Here is a 16,439-nt window from a genome sequence, read left to right as displayed (position 1 = left end):
GAGGGGCGGCATTCATTGGGATGGTTGTTGCGATTCCGGTCTCAACCCTGATCGATCGTCTTCTCGGTGCCCGAGTCCACGATCAGGAAGCGCTCCCGGTGCAGCGAGGGATCGGAGCGGAAGATCAGGCGGCCGGAGTGCTGGCGCTCAAGCTCCACGAGGTGCTTGCCATCTTCGGTCTTGAAGCGGGTCAGGACGTCGGGATTGACCACGATCACCAGGTCGCCCGCCTGTTCGCGGTGCTTGTTGATGACGGTCACGATCCGGCGCTGGATCTCGACGCTCATCGTCATCGGCGTCTTCACCCGGCCACGGCCCTGGCAGTAAGGGCAGGGCTCGAACATGGTGTCGCGCAGCGATTCGTTGAGCCGCTGGCGGGTCATCTCCATCAGGCCGATGGACGAGATCTGCAGGACCTGGGTCTTGGCCTTGTCCTTCTTCAGCCGGTCCTTCATCGCCTTGTAGACCGTCTGCTGGTCCTTGCGATGGCGCATGTCGATGAAGTCCACCACCACCAGGCCGCCGATGTTCCGCAGGCGGAGCTGGCGGGCGACCTCCTGGGCCGCTTCGACGTTGGTCTCGAAGATCATCTTGTCGACGTCCTTCGAGCCGCGGTTGCGCCCGGTGTTCACGTCGATCGAGATCAGCGCTTCGGTCTCGTCGATCACGATGTAGCCACCGCAGGGCAACCATACCTGGCGCGAGAAAGCTTCGTCGATCTGCTTCTGGATATTGACCGATTCGAAGATCGGCTGGGAGGTCGCCATGTGATGGATGCGGCGCTTGGCACGGCGCGAGACCTTGCCGGCGATCTCGCGGATCAGCTCGGTCGTCTGAGCGTCGTCGCAAAGCACCTGATCCACTTCATCGGTCAGGAAATCCCGCGCGGTGCGCTCGATCAGCCCGGGTTCCTGGAACACGCAGAGCGGTGCCGGGCCGGAGTCGCGCTTGTCTTCCACCGAGTGCCATTGCTCCATCAGCATCGCCAGATCGCGCACGAAATGGCGGGCGCGGGTGCCGTGGGCGACGGTGCGCATGATGATGCCCATGCCCTCCGGCACGCTCAGCTTCTGCATGATCTTACGCAGGCGCAGGCGCTCCTTCGGGTCCTCGATCTTGCGCGAGATACCGAATTGCTCGGTGAAGGGCATCAAGACCAGATAGCGTCCGGCCAAGGAGATATTGGTCGTCACCCGCGGCCCCTTGGTCCCGATCGGGCCCTTGGAAACCTGGATCATGATTTCCGAGCCGATCGGATAGATGCTCGGGATGTCCTTGGAAGTGATCTTCTGCTGCTGCTTCTTCTTGTGGCTGCTCGCCCGCTCGATCTCTTCGAGACCGGCATCCAAAGCGGCGGGGATGGCATCCCAGAAGTGCAGGAAGGCGTTTTTATCGAGGCCGATATCGACGAACATCGCCTTGAGGCCCTGCTCGATGTTTTTGACGCGGCCCTTGAAGATGCCGCCCACAATGTTCTGTTCGCCCTCGCGTTCGACGGTGTATTCTTCGAGAACGCCGTTATCGAGGAGGGCTACGCGGCGTTCGAGACGCTCGACGTTGACGATCACGGTATTGCCTTCCTTGGGATTCGGTCGCCCGATTCCAAGGAAGCGTTTGATTTTCTGGATCATGGATTTGTAATAAAGCAGGAGATTGAAAAAGGGGTTCAGCGTTTGCGGGGCGTCTTCTTGCCTTGGCGCGGTGCCACGGTGCCGCCTGCATCCGCTTCGGGAGTGATGGTTGGACTAGGAGTAACTGCAGGTTGATTGTTGTCGGGATTGCCCGGCACGATACCGGCCGCCGTCGCGGCATCGGCCGCTTCGTCGCCGGTCTCGCCGTCGTCCTGGGTGACGTCGATGGCGGCAAGGACGTCTTCCGGAAGGGCGATTTCCTTGATCGCTTCGAGCTTGCCGGGCACGGGCTCGAGCGGGTGAAGGGGAAGCTTCATGCCCTCGTCCCGCGACAGCAGGCCGCGCATGACGAGGTGGACCAGCGGGCCGCAAACCGCGCCGCCGGACTTGCCTTCGTGGACGAAAATACAGATGGCGTAGCGCGGGTTCTCGTAGGGGCCGAAGGCCATCGTCCACGAGTTGTGGCGCGGATAACCATTCACGATCTCGGCCTGGGCGGTGCCGGTCTTCGCCGCGATCTCGTAGCCGGGAATCTTCACGCGGCCCGCGGTGCCGCCCGGTTGGTTCACCGCCATCCGCATGCCGGTGCGGATGAGTTCGAGGTCGGAAGGCTTCACGCCCTCCTTGATCAGGTCCACCTTCAGGCGCGGCTCGTCGGCGATCAGGACTTTGCCCTTCTGGTCCACGGACTTTTTCACCAGCCGCGGATGATAGTATTTGCCGCCGTTCGCCACGCAGGAAGTCACCGCGCAGAGTTGCAGCGGGGTGGCCAGCGAGTAGCCTTGGCCGATCGACATGAAGGCGACGTTCACCGGGGTCGGCACGGCGCGTTCCTTGGGATTCCGGCGCTGCCACTCGCGGCTGCCGATCACCATGCCGGGATACTCGCCGGGCAGCGGGATGCCGGTCTTTTCGCCGAAGCCGAGCATCTTGAAACCGTCGAGCATCTTCTTCGGGCCGAGGTCATTCGCCATCCTCATGAAGTAGGGATTGCAGGACTTCTGGATCGCCTGCGGCAGGGTCAGACCGCCGTGGCTGCCGCCTTTCTGGTCGATCCAGCAGCGGACCTTGGTGCTCCCGTAGGGCACAAAGCCGCTGCAGTTGTAGACCCGCGTGGCCAAGCCGTTCATCGCCCCCGTCAGCGCGGTCGGCACCTTGAAGGTGGAGCCCGGCGAGAAGGCGCTGATCGAGCGATCGATCATGGGGAATAGCGGGTTGCTATCGTATTCGTGCTTCTTCGCCTCCGTGATGCTCGGCACGTAATCGTTCGGATTGTAGTCCGGGATCGAGGCCATCGCCAGGATCTCGCCGGTGCGCACGTCCATCACCACCCCGGACGCCGTGCCGGCACGGCGCAGGACGTTGGAAAGGAGGTATTGCACCTCGGCATCGATCGTCAGGGTGACCTCCGCGCCGGTGCCGGGATCCTGGGCATCGAGCGGCCGTTCGCCGACAATCTTGCCCTTCTCGTCCTTGACGATGACCTTGTAGCCTTCGGCCCCGTTCGGATTCTCGGCGGTCACCCCGCGGAGCATGTCGTCCAGCGTTGCCTCCACGCCGGCCACGCCCCGGTCGTCGCCCACGTACTGGTAGCCGAAGCGCTTGTAAGCCTCCTCCGGGATGTCGCCCTTGCCCCACTGGCGGAGGAAGCCGAGGGTATGGCAAGCCAGCGCCTTGTAGGGATACTCCCGCTGCGGTTTGACATTCAGATACACCCCGGGCAGGTCGAGCGAATGCTCTGCGTAGCGGGCGAATTGCTCGTAGGTGATATCCGTCGTGTAACTGAAGGGCACCAGTCCGCCATGGGTCTTGTAGTGGCTGACGAGGGCCTTCGACTTGAAGTCCTTGGCCAGGCCCAGTTCTTCGAGCGGCCCGATCACCTGCTTTTTCACGATATCGAGGATATCGGACTCCTTGCGCAGGCGCTGCATCCCGTCGTCCCAGAAGGGAGTGTCGATCGTCTTCTCGTCGGCACGCTGGCGGCGGAAGGCATCCTGGATTTCCTGAAGGTTGAAGGAGATCTCGTAGTCGCGGCGGTTGCGGGCCAGCTCGATGCCGTTGCGGTCCTTGATCGTGCCGCGGATGCCAGGTTCGCGCACGGTGATCGTGCGGGGACCGGGGGCCTTCTTCACGAAGCCCTCGCGCTCGACGATCTGGAATTCGTAAAGGCGGCTCAAAAGCACGCCGAAGCCGCCCAGCACGAGGGCGGTCAGCAGGTAAACCCGGAGACGATAGCGCGGTTCGAGATTCATATGAGGCTGCGGCGCGGCTTTTTCTTCTTCTTCAGGCCCTCGAAGCGGATCTCGTAGCCGCAGCGTTCCGCGATGTGGAATTGCAGCCAGAACACCAGCGGCGAGAACAGCATCGTGAACGTCGAGCTGAAGACGATCTGGAACAGGGTGGGTAGCGGGAAGTGGAAATCCCCCCGCACGAAGTTGATGATGAGATACTCGGAAATCAGGTAGACGAAGATCGAGACCCCCACCAGGAAGGTCGAAAACTGCCACTTTCCTTGGCGGAACAAGGGCTGGATGCCCTGCATCAGATAACCGATCACGCCATACAGGATAATCGAATAGCCGAAGCGCAAGGTCTCCGCGGGCTGCGTATACACCGCCGGATCGCCGCCTGCGGGGCCGAGCGCGCCCTGTGCATCCCACAGGAAGCCGCAGACGAAGGCCAGTGCCAGCATTACCGGCGTGCCCACCGTGACCGAGCCGCACAGGAAGACCAGCGGCACCAGCAGCAGCCGCGTGTCGTAGAGCCCGGTCAATGCGGGAATGAACTGCTGCACCATCAGGGCGAGCAGGACCATGACCAACAGGCTGAGCGAATAACGGATCACGGATTCACGGGCGGAAGGAGGAACACCGTGCTCAGATCCGTGAAATCGACGGAAGGTCGGACCAAAGCTTCGGTATCGAGCGGCCCTTGGTCGGACGACTCGATGGTGCCTACCAGGATGTTCGGCGGAAACAGCCCGCCGAGCCCGGTGGTGAAAACACGCGTGCCAGGACTGATCCGGGCCTTCGCGGAAAGGAATCTTAGACGCAGCAGGGGCTCGCGCTCGGTACTGCCCGCGCTGGCCGCTGAGGATGCCCACTTCAGGCGTCCCCTCGATTTGCACGGAAACCTGGCAGGCCTCGTCGGTCAGCAGGATCACCGAGGAAAGATAGTCGCCCACCCGGTCGACCTTGCCGACCAAGCCGCGATCCGCGACCACCGGTTGGTGCACCTGGATCGGCTCGCCCTGCGACTTGCTGCCGCGGTCGATATCGACGGTCTTCCACCAGGTGGTTGGCTGGCGGCGCATGATCCGCACCGGCATGGCCTTGAAATCCATCCGCTTTTGGAAGGCCAGCGCGCGCCGCAGCCGGGTGTTTTCCGAGTCCACTTCCTCGGAATGCGCTTCGACCTGCTTCAGCCGCTCGTACTCGGTGCGGATCACCTCCAGTTCGGCTTCGAGCTTTTTGGAATGATTCACTTCGTCGAGAAACGAGCGCGCCTTGGCTTCCATCTTCGACCCGGAGGTCAGGAAGGGCGTCAGCCACGTGTAATACGTGCTCTGGATTTCACGCACGGCGTGTTCGCTCCGGGTCAGTGCCCAGACGGCGCCCCAGAGGAACAACAGGAATGCGACAAGATTGAGCGGCCTCATGGCGAGGGGCTCCCGTTCAGTAGTGGGATGAAGTGGTCACCCGCTTCAGCACTTCGATCTCCTGAAGCATCTTGCCGGTGCCTTCCGCCACCGCGCTGAGGGGATCCTCCGCGACGTGGACGGGTAGCCCGGTTTCTTCCCGGAGAAGACGGTCGAGCCCGCGCAGGAGGGCACCGCCACCGGCCAGCACGATGCCCCGGTCCACGAGGTCGGCGGCAAGTTCAGGCGGGCAGCGCTCCAGCGTCGTGCGCACGGCATCCACAATCGTGGAAAGCGGGTCGGACATCGCCTCCCGGATTTCCTGCGAGGTGATGGTGATGGTTTTCGGCAGGCCGGCGACGAGGTTGCGGCCCTTCACATCCATGGTGATTTCCTTTGGCAGCGGCGCGGCCGATCCGAGGCGGATCTTGATGTCCTCCGCGGTACGCTCGCCGATCATCAGGTTGTAGGCCCGCTTCATGTAGGAAACGATCGCCTCGTCCAGTTCGTCGCCCGCCGTCCGCACCGAGCGGGCGAAGACGATGCCACCCAGCGAAATCAGCGCCACTTCCGTGGTGCCGCCGCCGATGTCGACGATCATGTTCCCGGAAGCGTCCATCACCGGCAGGCCTACCCCGATCGCGGCCGCCATCGGCTCCTCAACGATGTGGACTTCCCGCGCACCCGCCTGCTCGGCGGACTCGCTGACCGCGCGGCGCTCGACCTCGGTGATCCCGGAGGGCACCGCGATGACCACCCGCGGGTTATTGCGGCGGCGGCCGTTGTTGGCCTTGCGGATGAAATGCCGGAGCATCGCTTCCGTCACTTCGAAGTCGGCGATCACCCCGTCCTTGAGCGGACGAATGGCGACGATATTGCCGGGGGTCCGGCCCAGCATGCGTTTTGCATCGTCACCTACCGCCAAAACCTCATTGGTCCCGGCCTTGACCGCGACCACGGAGGGTTCGCGTAGGACGATTCCTTGGTCCTTGACGTTGACGAGGGTGTTCGCAGTGCCGAGATCGATGCCGATGTCGTTTGAAAACCAGCTGCCGAATAATCGAGCAAACATTCTGATGGTGAGAGATTTGGAAAGGGCGACTCGACGGGTAAACTACCCCGGCGCGGCCCGTCCACCGTTCGCAAGGGAGCTAAAATATTAAGCTACCCGAATATTCCGGCAGCCGTCGAACTATGGCGATCCAAGCCCCGCCGGGTCAAGGGCAATCCCCCGTTTGGCAAAGAGAACCAGCGAGTCCCGGCGCAGCCGGAAGTCAGCCGGAAGTCAGCCGGAAGCCAAGGCAGGGCCCACCGCGGCGTGCCGCACCAGGAATTCCTCAGCCACCCCGTGGTAAGCTTTCGCCCCGATCCCGTCCGGATCGTGCTCGAAGATGGTCTTGGCGTGGCTTGGAGCCTCGCCGATCCGGATCGTGCGGGGAACCACCGTTTTGTAGAGCTGCTCCGGGAAGTAATTCGCCACCTCCTCGACCACCTGTTTGGCGAGGTTCGTCCGACCGTCGAACATCGTCATGACGATCCCTTCCAGCGTCAGATCGGGATTGGCCCCGGAGTCGCGGATCTGGTCGATCACGTGGACGATCTTCGCCAGCCCTTCGAGACCGAACCACTCGCACTGGAGGGGGATCAGGATCTCATCGGCCGCGGCCAGCGCCGAGGTCATCAGCACCCCCAGCGAGGGCGGGGTGTCCAGGATGCAGAAATCGAAGAGATCGTTGGGCTTCAGACCCTGCAGGTGGGTCCGCAGGCGCACTAGGTGGTCGTCGCCGCGGGCCAACTCGATCTCCACGCCCGCCAGATCCATGTGCGAAGGAATCACCGAGAGATTCTCGCGCCCGGAGGAGATGATCTTGTCCGCCACGTTCGCTTGGCCGAGCAGCGCCGGATAAACCGTGCCCTCGCCATCCACGTCGAGGCCGAGACCGCTCGTGGTATTCGCCTGCGGGTCGAGGTCGATGAGCAGCACCCGCTGGCCTCGCAGGGCGAGGGCGGCGGAGAGGTTGAGCGCGGTGGTGGTTTTCCCCACGCCTCCCTTCTGATTGGCAATGGCAACGACTTTCATCAGGCGAACGGACAGCAGGACAGCAGCGGTGCGGAGTCTTCCGGTCCCGGCGCAGGCATGCAAACAAAACCGCAGGGAATGATCGCGAAGCCACCGGTCCACCCGATAACCGGAACGCCTCCAACAACGGACGGCCCACCTGGGACCGCGGGGCACCGCCCGGCAGAGTGGTCCCTGACTGCCGTGCTTTATCCCCGTCTACAGCATCGGACGGCACTTCACCATGTGCCACCCCGGCATACCAAGCCTTGCCGCCCCACCACCACCCAAAACACCCCTACTTCCCCGGCGCCATCTCCTCCACCAGCCGGCATGTCTCCTCCACCCACTCCGCCGCCCGGAACCTCCCCGCAATCTCCGTCGCTCGTCGCTTCACCTCCGCATCCCCCAACAGGCGCTCGAGCATCGCGGCGATCCGCTTGGCCTTGAACTGCCGCGGATGCAAACCATCCCCGACTCCCAGATCCCGCACCCGGCTCAAGTTGTCCAGTTGGTCATGCGCCATCGACTGCACCAGATGCGGGATGCCTGCTTGCAAGGCCTGCGCACAAGTACCCACGCCGCCATGATAGACCAGCGCGGCCGACCGCGGCAGCACCCGGCTCAGTGGGATGAAGGAATAGTGGCGGATCGTCGTCGGCAAATTCGCAGGGATCGTATCGGGAAAACGGCTGAGGAAAATCCCGCGTTTGCCGAGCAGCCGCAACGCCTCCGCAGCCTCCGTGAAGAAGACATTCCCGCGGTCCATCGCACTACCGGGCGTGAAGACCACCGGCGGCTCGCCCGCGTCCAGGAACTCCTCCAAGCCCCCGGGCAGTTCGCGCAGCCCCGCCTCATCGAACATCGGGAAGCCGGTCAGGCGGGTCTGCGCCGGCCAGTCCGGTTGCGGCGCGGCAAACCAATCGGGAAACAAGGCGATCACCCGGGCCGGCGCATGCCATTCCTTCAGCATGCCCTTGGCGGGCGGCAGCCCGTGCAGTTTGCGGAAGCGGTTCCACTCCGGCAGCACGTGATGGTTCACCATCTTCGAAGCCGCCCACCATTGGAACGCTTTCAACCAACGCGGCGCGGATTGCGGCACTGGCGCGCCGTGCAGCACCGGTTGCCGGTGAGAACTCACGAAGAGGGCAGGGGCCAGGTGGACCGAGACCACCGGCACGCCTAACAGCTCTGCGGCGCCCAAGGCACCCCAAGCCAGCGAACTGGCGACAATCACCGTATTGCCGGGCTGATGCAGCTCCTTCGCCACCCCGAGGATCATCTCGTAGCTCGGATTCACCGCGTTCCGTATGATCGAGGGAAAAGCCTTCGTCGGATGCCACAGGTGCGGGTCGCCCTGCACCCGCTCGAAATCCGCCACCGTCCCCATCGCCCGGAAGCCGAGCCCCGCCCGCCGCACCAACTCCTCGAAAAAGGCGCTCGTAATAATGAACACCTCATGCCCCCGCGCCTGCAGAGCCCGGCCCACACCCGTGAAGGGATGCACGTCGCCCGCGCTGCCCATGGCGTAGATGAGGATTCGCATGTGTAGCTCTTCTCTGGCCGGGCATCCGCCGCATGGCAAGGCAAGCCAGCCCCGCTGCCACGGAATGGCTATCCTTCCCCGGCGGCTCCGCCCTGTGCAGAACGGCATTAATTTAGTCCATTCACCGCTCCGAGTGCACCAGATTGCCGGTCCGGGGATGACTACATACATATGTTCACTTGCTTACCGCGCGGTAGCGCGGTGAAAGCGGCAATTGGGCCGCCAATTCCTGCAAAGTTTGCAAAGTCGCCGACTCCGCGATATTACGGTTTGCCAGATTTCTTGGGTCTTGTTAGGCGAGTTCCGAACGCGGTGGCGCAACTCCATTTCGTTTTTCACCCCGACATCTCTTACATGAAACACTCTTCCTTCCCGAGGCGTGGCCTCGGTCCTGTGATTGTTGCCGCGTCCCTTGCGACAGCCCTGCCCGCCTTCAGCGCGATCGTCTTCGTCAATTCTGATCTGGAAGACAGCATCGCATCAGCCACCCTTCCCGCAGGTTGGGAAATCGTTCCCTTCGACGCTCCCTTCTCCGAAGCTACTACCACCGCGGGCGACGACGCTGACGTGCTCGGCACTACCGGCCCCAATGTGGCTAGTGGTGTGTTTGGCGCTGCCCATTCCGGATCCAGCTTTGTGGGCGGAACTCACGGCACTATCGCCGGAGTGACCCTCCAGGAAGGATTGCAGCAGACCGTGAGCGGATTCACGGTGGGGCAGGATTACTCTTTCAGTTTCTTCCAGGCAAACGTGGGGATTACCAGCAGGCGTGACACCGAAGGAAGCTGGCGGGTCTTTGCCGATGGCGTGCTCGCCGGGACCACGATCCCGACTACCGCCACCTTGGCATGGGATGATCCTGACAAGGCCACCGACCTGATCTGGGAGGAGCGCACCGTGTCCTTCACGGCCACTGCCGAGTCCATGACCTTGAGCTTCCTTGCCTATGACAGCGATGGCGACATCGCTGGTCAGAACGGCGTATACATGGGCATCGACTCGCTCTCCGAGATCACGCCCGTGCCGGAGCCCTCGGCGGTCGTTCTGAGCTTCATCGCCGGCGCTGCCTTTCTCCGCCGCAGGCGGAACTGATCGTGATGTCCGGATGCGAACCAATATTTTTCCTCACTCCTCACTCCTCATGAAAACCAGACTGGGATTTCTTCTCCTAGCCCTTGCGTCTAACAGCCAAGGAGCTTCCGTGTTCTTCAGCCAAACTGTAACCGCCGCGGGCGATCCCTTGGGCGGCTTGTCCGGCACCGGCAATCTGCCGGTCTATGCGCCCATCCGCGAATCGGCAGCGAGCCAGATCCTCGGCTACGCGGAGGTCACCCTCGGAGCCAACAATGGACAGGTCGCGAGCTTCCCCCGGACCGACGGTACGGACACCTACATCTACCAGCAGGTGGCTGCGGGCGTGAACGCCTTCACCTCGCTCAATTTCCGCTTCGTGTCCTCGGATGGTGCCAATCTTCCGGTTCCGGCAATAACGATCGGCGTCTCGGAACTTTACATCCGGGTGGACGGGAGAGCGCTGAGCACCGGTGGCGGCTTTGTCACACCAGAGGAAACCAATACCCTGACATTGGCCGGTGTCCAACCTACCACTTGGGAGGTGGTATCCGATTTGGGGATTATCAATGACACGATCAACAGCGGCACCCTGACCTACACCGCGATCGAGACTCTAAGCACCCCGAGCCAGTTCATCCAGTGGCGCGCCTTCGATCCGGAGGGTGATGACAGTATCACCGGGCTGACTTGGCGTCTCGACAATGAAGGTGGAGCCTTGAATGCGACCCACCTGCAGATGGACCTGTCGCCGATCCCCGAGCCGGCTTCAGCCCTGCTCGGGGCGATCGGTCTACTGGGTCTATTACGCCGCCGCCGCTAATTCAGCCACCTGTCATGGTTCATCGGGGCAAGTGGCCACGGATTGGAAAGTTATCTATCTAGAGGGCTTCCGGCTCATCCCGGAATCCGTAAATCCGGTCTCATTTCCAATCCACCCGGTGAGTGACGGGTCATGCGGAATTGCTCGGCAGTGTCACCTGGAAGACCGACCCGACGCCCGAACTCCTAACCTCGATGCTCCCGCCGTGGCTTTCCACCACGGACCGGGCGATCGCCAGTCCCAGCCCGGCATGGCCGTTCACCTGACCGCGCGACGAATCCGCCCGATAGAAGCGGTCGAAGAGATGGGGCAGGTGCTCGGCAGAAATCCCGGGCCCGCTGTCGGATACTTCCAACACCGCTTCCGTCGCCCCGCTCGCGGTGCGGATGCGGACGGTCCCGCCCTCGGGAGGATGCACCAGCGCATTCGAGATCAGGTTCTGCACCACCATCGCCAGCGAGTGCGGATCGCCCTGCACCGGAGCCGGGGCAAGCTCCCGCTCGATCTTGGTGGCATGCTCGTCGGCCAGCGGTTGGAGAAGGTCGGCCACCCCGGCGGCGATCTCCGCCAAGTCGCAGGAGACCCGCGCGCCGTCAGGGGAGGGGAGATCCTGCTTGGCCAGCACCAGCAGCGATTCCACCAGTGCGCGCATCCGCTCTGCCGCAGTCCGGCAACTCCCGAGAATCTCACGGTACTGCTCCGGCTCGCGCTCGCGCTTCAGCGCCCGTTGGGTCTCGGACAGGATGATCGTCACCGGCGTCCGCAACTCGTGCGAGGCATCGGCCGTGAAGCGCTTCTGCCGCTCGATGGCGTCGGAAAGGCGGTCGAAGGTATTGTTGAGCACCTGGCCCAAGCGCCCGAGTTCGTTGTCGGTATTCGCGATCTCGATCCGCTCGTCGAGATTGCCCGCGGCGATCCGCGAGGCGGTCCGGCCGATGTCGTCGATCGGCTTCAGCGCGCGCCCCGCCAGCCACCAGCCACCGGAAAGACCCACCAGCCACAACGCGCCGCCACCGAGGGCGATCCACACGCCGAAACGCAAGAGTTCGCCCTGCTCCGCACTGATGTCCCGTCCGATGATGGAACTCATCCCGTTCGAGCTGCGCCGATGATGCTCCCGGTAGTTGCCGCGCTCGACGTATCGGGTCGGGCCGTCGGGCGCTTGTTGCGGCGGCTTGATATCGTCGGGAGCATTCGCCGAGATGAAAAGCGGCGTGTCATCGTTATCCCAGAACGCGAGATAGCTGCCGCCACCGCCATTCGCGAAGAGTGCATGCAGCTCGGGCGGGAAGGACGAAACGTCACCGGGATTGCGCAGTCGCTCGCGGATCTCGTCCATGCTTGGCGGGTCGTCCTTCTTCGGGAGCGGACGCGAGGCGAAGAGACTCCGGAAGAAGGCACCTTGGAAGCCGCGGATATCCCGGTCGATCTGCGAGGTCCGGTCGTCCGCTGCCAACCGGTAGGCCAGCAAGCCCAGCCCCGCGATCAGTCCGAGCAGGATCAGCGCATACCACAGCAGCATGGTCCAGCGCACCGATTGGAAGAGCTTCCTCATTCGATGCAATAGCCGTGACCGCGGCGGGTGGAGATGAAGGCCGCGCCGAGCTTCTTGCGCACGTTCGAAACATGCACGTCGAGCAGATTGGAAAGCGTGTCCTCATTCTCGTCGAAGAGGTGCTCGTACAACTCCGTGCGGCTGACGACGCATCCACGCTTCAGCGCCAGGTATTCCACAAGCCGGTATTCACGCGGCGTGAGAGCGACCACCTGTTCATCCTGTCGAACCAGCTTCGTCGCCGTATCGATCGCGATCTCGCCAATCTCGACCGTGCTCGATCCGCCGCCCGAACTCCGCCGGATCAGCGCCCGCAAGCGCGCCAGCAACTCCTCGAAATCGAAGGGCTTCGTCAGGTAGTCGTCCGCTCCCGCATCCAGCCCGCGGATCCGGTCCGGCACCGCATCGCGCGCGGTCAGCATCAGCACCGGCGTCCGCTTCTCCCGCCGCAAGCGCAGCAGCAACTCCCAGCCGTCGAAACCCGGCAGCATCCCATCGAGAATGATCGCATCATACCCCGCCTCGCTCGCCTTCGCCAATCCTTCCGGCCCGTCCGCTGCAGCATCGACGGCATACTGCTCCTCCCGCAGCCCTTCGGTTAGGCTGTGGCGGAGCAGGGGATCGTCTTCGATGACTAAGAGGCGCACGCTGGAAGAAGAAATTACTAATTACTAAGCACTAATTACTAAACGAATCGGTGTTAGGGAATGGCGCAAGCGATAGGCAGGCAGTTGGGATGAGATGGCGAACCGGAACACGTTCCGTCCCGGCGAAGCAGTCTCTCTTCATCACTGATCAGTTTGAAAATTAGTGCTTAGTCATTAGTAATTTCCTTCACTCGTGCCTCAGCGCTTCGATCGGATCCAATCCCGCCGCTCGTCTCGCCGGCAGGAAACCGAACAGGACGCCGATGACCGCGGAGAAGATGACCGCGATCAAATTGATCTTGGGATCGAAGCGGAAGGGAGCCCCGATCACGGGCGCGAATTTGTAGCAGAGCCCGTAAGCGAGCGTGATGCCCACCAGTCCTCCCACGCAGGAGAGGGTCACGGCTTCCACCAGGAACTGCAGCATCACCTCCCGCGCCCGCGCGCCGATGGACATGCGGATGCCGATCTCGCGCGTGCGCTCGGTCACCGACACGAGCATGATATTCATGATCCCGATCCCGCCCACCAGCAGGCTGAACCCGGCCACCGCGCCCAGCAGGGAGGTCATGAGCTTGGTGCTGGAGCTCATCACCTCCGCCACCTGCCGCGAATCGGTCACGGAAAAGTTGTCCTGCACGGTGCGCGCCAGGTTGCGCCGCTCGCGCATCAGCGAGGCGATGTCAGCCATCACCCCGTCCGTAGGGTACCCGTCTTCGGTGGAGATCATGATCTGATTGATGTTCTGCTTGAACATCTGGCCGTTCAGGCGGCTTTGCAGCGTCGTGATCGGGATGATGATATTGTCATCCAAGTCGTCACCCCAGCCGGCCTGGCCCTTGACTTCCGTCACGCCGATGACCGTGACCGCGGTATTGAGCAGGCGGATCCTCTTGCCGATCGGATCCTCACCATTGAAGAGTTCCTTCCTGATCGTCTCGCCGATCACCGCGACAGGTTCGCCCGTATTGAGTTCGCTGATGTCGAAGAAACGTCCGGTGGCGATCGTCCAGTTGCCGATCGGGAAATATTCCGGATAGACGCCCTGGACGTCGGTCTGGCGGGCCTGCTCCTGATAGATGGCCTGCACGCTGGTGTTCGACAGCGGCGTGATGTGCTTGATGCCGGGCACCTGCTGGCGGATGCTTTCCACGTCCGTGCGGCTGAAGAGCGGCGAGGCCGAAGGCCCCCACCCTTGGCCGGGGCGCAGGGTCAGCAGGTTGTTGCCCATCTTCGAGATGCTCTCCTTCATCGCCTCTGTCGCTCCATTGCCGAGCGTGACCATGGTGATCACCGCCGCCACGCCGATGACCACGCCGAGGACGGTGAGGAAAGCGCGCGTGAGATTCCGGCGGATCTCGCGGAGGGCGATGATAAAGGCGTTCCAGAACATGCTATCGGTCGGTTTGGTTCTGCTGCAGGCCTCTCACGGCGCGGCTTTCGTTGGACACGTCGGAGCCGATCAGACCGTCACGGACATGGACGATGCGCTTGGCGTAGTGGGCCACCTCGTCTTCGTGGGTCACCATCAATACGGTGATGTTGCGCTCGTCGTTGAGGCGACAGAGCAGCTCCATGATCTCCAGGGTGGTCTTCGAGTCGAGGTTGCCGGTGGGTTCGTCGGCGAAGAGCGTGCCGGGATTGGTGACGATCGCGCGGGCGATCGCGACGCGTTGCTGCTGGCCGCCCGATAGCTCGGCCGGCGTGTTGCGTTCCTTGTTCCCGAGGCCCACTCTCTGCAGTGCTTCGCGCGCCATCTCGTGCCGTTGGCTGCGGGTGTAGCCGCGGTAGAGCAGGGGCAGCTCGACGTTCTCCAGGGCGGAGGTTCGCGCGAGCAGGTTGAAGCCCTGGAAGATGAAGCCCAGAGCGTGCCGCCGCAGCAGCGAGCGCTGGTCCTTGTTGAGCGTCTCCACGGCGATGCCCTCAAAGCGGTAGCTACCGGTGGTCGGTGTGTCCAGGCAGCCCAGCAGGTTCATGAGCGTGGACTTGCCCGAGCCGCTGGGGCCCATGACCGCGACGAACTCGCCTTTCAGAATGGTCAGGTCCACTCCCTTCAAGGCTTGGAACTCGGCATCGCCGCGACCGTAAGTCTTGGTCAGCGCGTTGAGTTCGATCAGGGTTTTCTCCATGATGGTTCGGCTCAAGTCGTGGTCTTCGGCTTGGCACTGATGATCACGGCCATGCCTTCCTTGAGTTGCCCGCCGGTCACTTCCGTACGGTCGCCATCGGTCACACCAAGCGTCACGGGAATTTCCAGCGGCTTGCCATCCTCCAGCACCCAAATGCGGGCACCCTTTTTCGGGTCGGGCGAATCGGAGCGCGGGCCGCCGGTATTGCCGCGGCCAATGCGGTTCCCGCGGCGGCCACCAAAGGGGGACATTTGCTGCACGAGGGTGCGGTTGCTTCCTTCATCCGCCTTCTGGCCGAGTTTGGCGGCGGCCTCGGGATCGAAGCGCAGGGCGGCATTCGAAATCGTGAGCACGCCTTGCTTGCGGGTGACGAAGATGCTCGCCGTGGCTGTCATGCCGGGGCGCAAGCTCAGGTCATCGTTGTTCACCTCGAGCTCGGTGCTGTAGGTCACCACGTTGTTGGTGATCACGGAGCCGAAGAGCACCTTTTTCACCTTTGCCTGGTACGTCCGCTGCCGCCAGGCGGAGACGCTGAACTCCGCTTCCTGCCCGGCTTCGAGGCGGCCGATCTCCGCTTCACCGACCGCGACATTGAGTTCCATCTTGCGCAGATCCTCGCCGATGATGAAGAGCTCCGGCGCGGTGAAGGATGCCGCCACGGTCTGCCCGACCTCCAGCTTGCGGGTCAGCACGGTGCCATCCACGGGTGAGCGGATGACGGTTTTGCCAAGATCGCGCTCCACCGATTTGAGATCCGCCTCGGCCTGCACCACGGAAGCCTTCGCGCTATCGAGGTCCGCGTGCGCGCGGGCCACGGTGGCGTCGGAAGTTTCCATCTCCGCCCTCGAAGGCGTTTGCCCGCCGCTCAAGCGGTGCAATTCCTGGAGCCGCGCGTGGTTCGCCTCGCTCTCTTTCAAGGTAGCCTCCACCTGCTTGACCCGCGCCTGTGCGGCCAGCAGCACGGCCCGGCTACGCTCGGTCTGGCTATCCAGCTTGGTGGTATCCAGCTTGGCCAGCGGCTGGCCCTTCTTCACCAGATCGTTCGTATCAACATAGACGTCCGCCGCGGTGCCGGAAAGCTCGCTGCCCACGGTGACCTGGTTGATCGGTGCCAGCGTGCCGGTGGCAGTGACCTGGATCGAGATGTCACCGGGCTCCAGCGGTTCTGTTAGAAACTCCGGCCCGCTTTCAGGCGCGGTACTCTTAGACTTGTAGTAGGACCAGCCGCCGCCCGCCAACGCGACGATAGCGACGAGGTAGATCCACTTCTTGTAGGGCTTGGAAGCACCCCGCTTGACGATCGCGGCGAGGTCTTCGGATGAATCGGGCTTGGACATGGGT

13 protein-coding genes and 1 pseudogene are annotated in these 16,439 nt (G+C 63.0%); 2 read left to right on the top strand and 12 right to left on the bottom strand.

Annotation, left to right across the window (positions count from 1 at the left end; all coding sequences use genetic code 11):
- Window positions 1–41: 41 nt before the first annotated feature.
- The 7 genes and pseudogenes from ABWK72_RS02585 to ABWK72_RS02555 form a co-directional block, all read right to left on the bottom strand.
- Window positions 42–1,631, bottom strand: coding sequence for a ribonuclease E/G (locus tag ABWK72_RS02585; protein WP_367873217.1), 1,590 nt, complete (start codon window positions 1,629–1,631; stop codon window positions 42–44).
- A 35-nt stretch (window positions 1,632–1,666) separates the two neighbouring features.
- Window positions 1,667–3,883 (bottom strand): peptidoglycan D,D-transpeptidase FtsI family protein, encoded by a 2,217-nt coding sequence (locus ABWK72_RS02580; RefSeq protein WP_367873216.1) that lies wholly within the window; start codon window positions 3,881–3,883, stop codon window positions 1,667–1,669.
- Between the two features lie 589 nt (window positions 3,884–4,472).
- On the bottom strand, window positions 4,473–4,652 hold the full coding sequence (locus tag ABWK72_RS02575; RefSeq protein ID WP_367875311.1) for a rod shape-determining protein MreC: 180 nt from the start codon (window positions 4,650–4,652) through the stop codon (window positions 4,473–4,475).
- A gap of 79 nt (window positions 4,653–4,731) precedes the next feature.
- A pseudogene (locus ABWK72_RS02570) lies at window positions 4,732–4,944 on the bottom strand (rod shape-determining protein MreC); the annotation flags it as partial.
- Window positions 4,945–5,305: 361 nt separating this feature from the next.
- A complete protein-coding gene (locus ABWK72_RS02565) occupies window positions 5,306–6,340 on the bottom strand; it encodes a rod shape-determining protein (protein WP_367873215.1) in 1,035 nt (344 codons plus the stop codon).
- 213 nt (window positions 6,341–6,553) lie between these two features.
- A complete protein-coding gene (locus tag ABWK72_RS02560; protein WP_367873214.1) occupies window positions 6,554–7,348 on the bottom strand; it encodes a ParA family protein in 795 nt (264 codons plus the stop codon).
- Between the two features lie 277 nt (window positions 7,349–7,625).
- Window positions 7,626–8,873 carry a glycosyltransferase gene (locus ABWK72_RS02555; RefSeq protein ID WP_367873213.1) on the bottom strand — a complete coding sequence of 416 codons (1,248 nt, stop codon included), beginning with the start codon at window positions 8,871–8,873 and terminating at the stop codon, window positions 7,626–7,628.
- Window positions 8,874–9,185: 312 nt separating this feature from the next.
- Between ABWK72_RS02555 and ABWK72_RS02550 the strand changes: the two genes are divergently transcribed.
- Together ABWK72_RS02550 and ABWK72_RS02545 are read left to right on the top strand one after the other, a co-directional pair.
- The gene (locus ABWK72_RS02550) at window positions 9,186–9,965 is read left to right on the top strand and encodes a PEP-CTERM sorting domain-containing protein (protein WP_367873212.1); all 780 of its coding nucleotides are present in this window, start codon (window positions 9,186–9,188) and stop codon (window positions 9,963–9,965) included.
- Between the two features lie 49 nt (window positions 9,966–10,014).
- Window positions 10,015–10,767, top strand: a complete 753-nt coding sequence (locus ABWK72_RS02545) for a hypothetical protein (protein ID WP_367873211.1) — start codon at window positions 10,015–10,017, stop codon at window positions 10,765–10,767.
- A gap of 130 nt (window positions 10,768–10,897) precedes the next feature.
- Here the strand turns inward: ABWK72_RS02545 and ABWK72_RS02540 are convergent, their stop codons facing one another.
- From ABWK72_RS02540 to ABWK72_RS02520, 5 genes are all read right to left on the bottom strand, one after another.
- Complete coding sequence (locus tag ABWK72_RS02540; protein ID WP_367873210.1) at window positions 10,898–12,322, bottom strand: ATP-binding protein; 1,425 nt, start codon at window positions 12,320–12,322, stop codon at window positions 10,898–10,900.
- Complete coding sequence (locus ABWK72_RS02535; RefSeq protein ID WP_367873209.1) at window positions 12,319–12,969, bottom strand: response regulator transcription factor; 651 nt, start codon at window positions 12,967–12,969, stop codon at window positions 12,319–12,321. Before ABWK72_RS02535 ends, ABWK72_RS02540 begins: the two co-directional genes overlap by 4 nt.
- A gap of 187 nt (window positions 12,970–13,156) precedes the next feature.
- Entirely contained in the window at window positions 13,157–14,362 is a 1,206-nt protein-coding gene (locus ABWK72_RS02530; RefSeq protein WP_367873208.1) for an ABC transporter permease, read from the bottom strand.
- Between the two features lies 1 nt (window position 14,363).
- Window positions 14,364–15,098 carry an ABC transporter ATP-binding protein gene (locus tag ABWK72_RS02525; RefSeq protein ID WP_367875310.1) on the bottom strand — a complete coding sequence of 245 codons (735 nt, stop codon included), beginning with the start codon at window positions 15,096–15,098 and terminating at the stop codon, window positions 14,364–14,366.
- Between the two features lie 11 nt (window positions 15,099–15,109).
- Window positions 15,110–16,435 carry an efflux RND transporter periplasmic adaptor subunit gene (locus ABWK72_RS02520; RefSeq protein WP_367873207.1) on the bottom strand — a complete coding sequence of 442 codons (1,326 nt, stop codon included), beginning with the start codon at window positions 16,433–16,435 and terminating at the stop codon, window positions 15,110–15,112.
- Between the last annotated feature and the right edge of the window lie 4 nt (window positions 16,436–16,439).

Origin of the sequence: Luteolibacter sp. Populi (genome assembly GCF_040801775.1) — a bacterium.
In the GTDB taxonomy this organism is placed as follows: domain Bacteria; phylum Verrucomicrobiota; class Verrucomicrobiia; order Verrucomicrobiales; family Akkermansiaceae; genus Haloferula.
This window is presented reverse-complemented; position numbering and strand designations above follow the sequence as displayed.

What these genes read in the sequence shown, in the direction of transcription:
- ABWK72_RS02585 (WP_367873217.1), bottom strand. Translation starts at nt 1,631, where the DNA reads ATGATCCAGAAAATCAAACGCTTCCTTGGAATCGGGCGACCGAATCCC.
- ABWK72_RS02580 (WP_367873216.1), bottom strand. Translation starts at nt 3,883, where the DNA reads ATGAATCTCGAACCGCGCTATCGTCTCCGGGTTTACCTGCTGACCGCC.
- ABWK72_RS02565 (WP_367873215.1), bottom strand. Translation starts at nt 6,340, where the DNA reads ATGTTTGCTCGATTATTCGGCAGCTGGTTTTCAAACGACATCGGCATC.
- ABWK72_RS02560 (WP_367873214.1), bottom strand. Translation starts at nt 7,348, where the DNA reads ATGAAAGTCGTTGCCATTGCCAATCAGAAGGGAGGCGTGGGGAAAACC.
- ABWK72_RS02555 (WP_367873213.1), bottom strand. Translation starts at nt 8,873, where the DNA reads ATGCGAATCCTCATCTACGCCATGGGCAGCGCGGGCGACGTGCATCCC.
- ABWK72_RS02545 (WP_367873211.1), top strand. Translation starts at nt 10,015, where the DNA reads ATGAAAACCAGACTGGGATTTCTTCTCCTAGCCCTTGCGTCTAACAGC.
- ABWK72_RS02540 (WP_367873210.1), bottom strand. Translation starts at nt 12,322, where the DNA reads ATGAGGAAGCTCTTCCAATCGGTGCGCTGGACCATGCTGCTGTGGTAT.
- ABWK72_RS02530 (WP_367873208.1), bottom strand. Translation starts at nt 14,362, where the DNA reads ATGTTCTGGAACGCCTTTATCATCGCCCTCCGCGAGATCCGCCGGAAT.
- ABWK72_RS02525 (WP_367875310.1), bottom strand. Translation starts at nt 15,098, where the DNA reads ATGGAGAAAACCCTGATCGAACTCAACGCGCTGACCAAGACTTACGGT.
- ABWK72_RS02520 (WP_367873207.1), bottom strand. Translation starts at nt 16,435, where the DNA reads ATGTCCAAGCCCGATTCATCCGAAGACCTCGCCGCGATCGTCAAGCGG.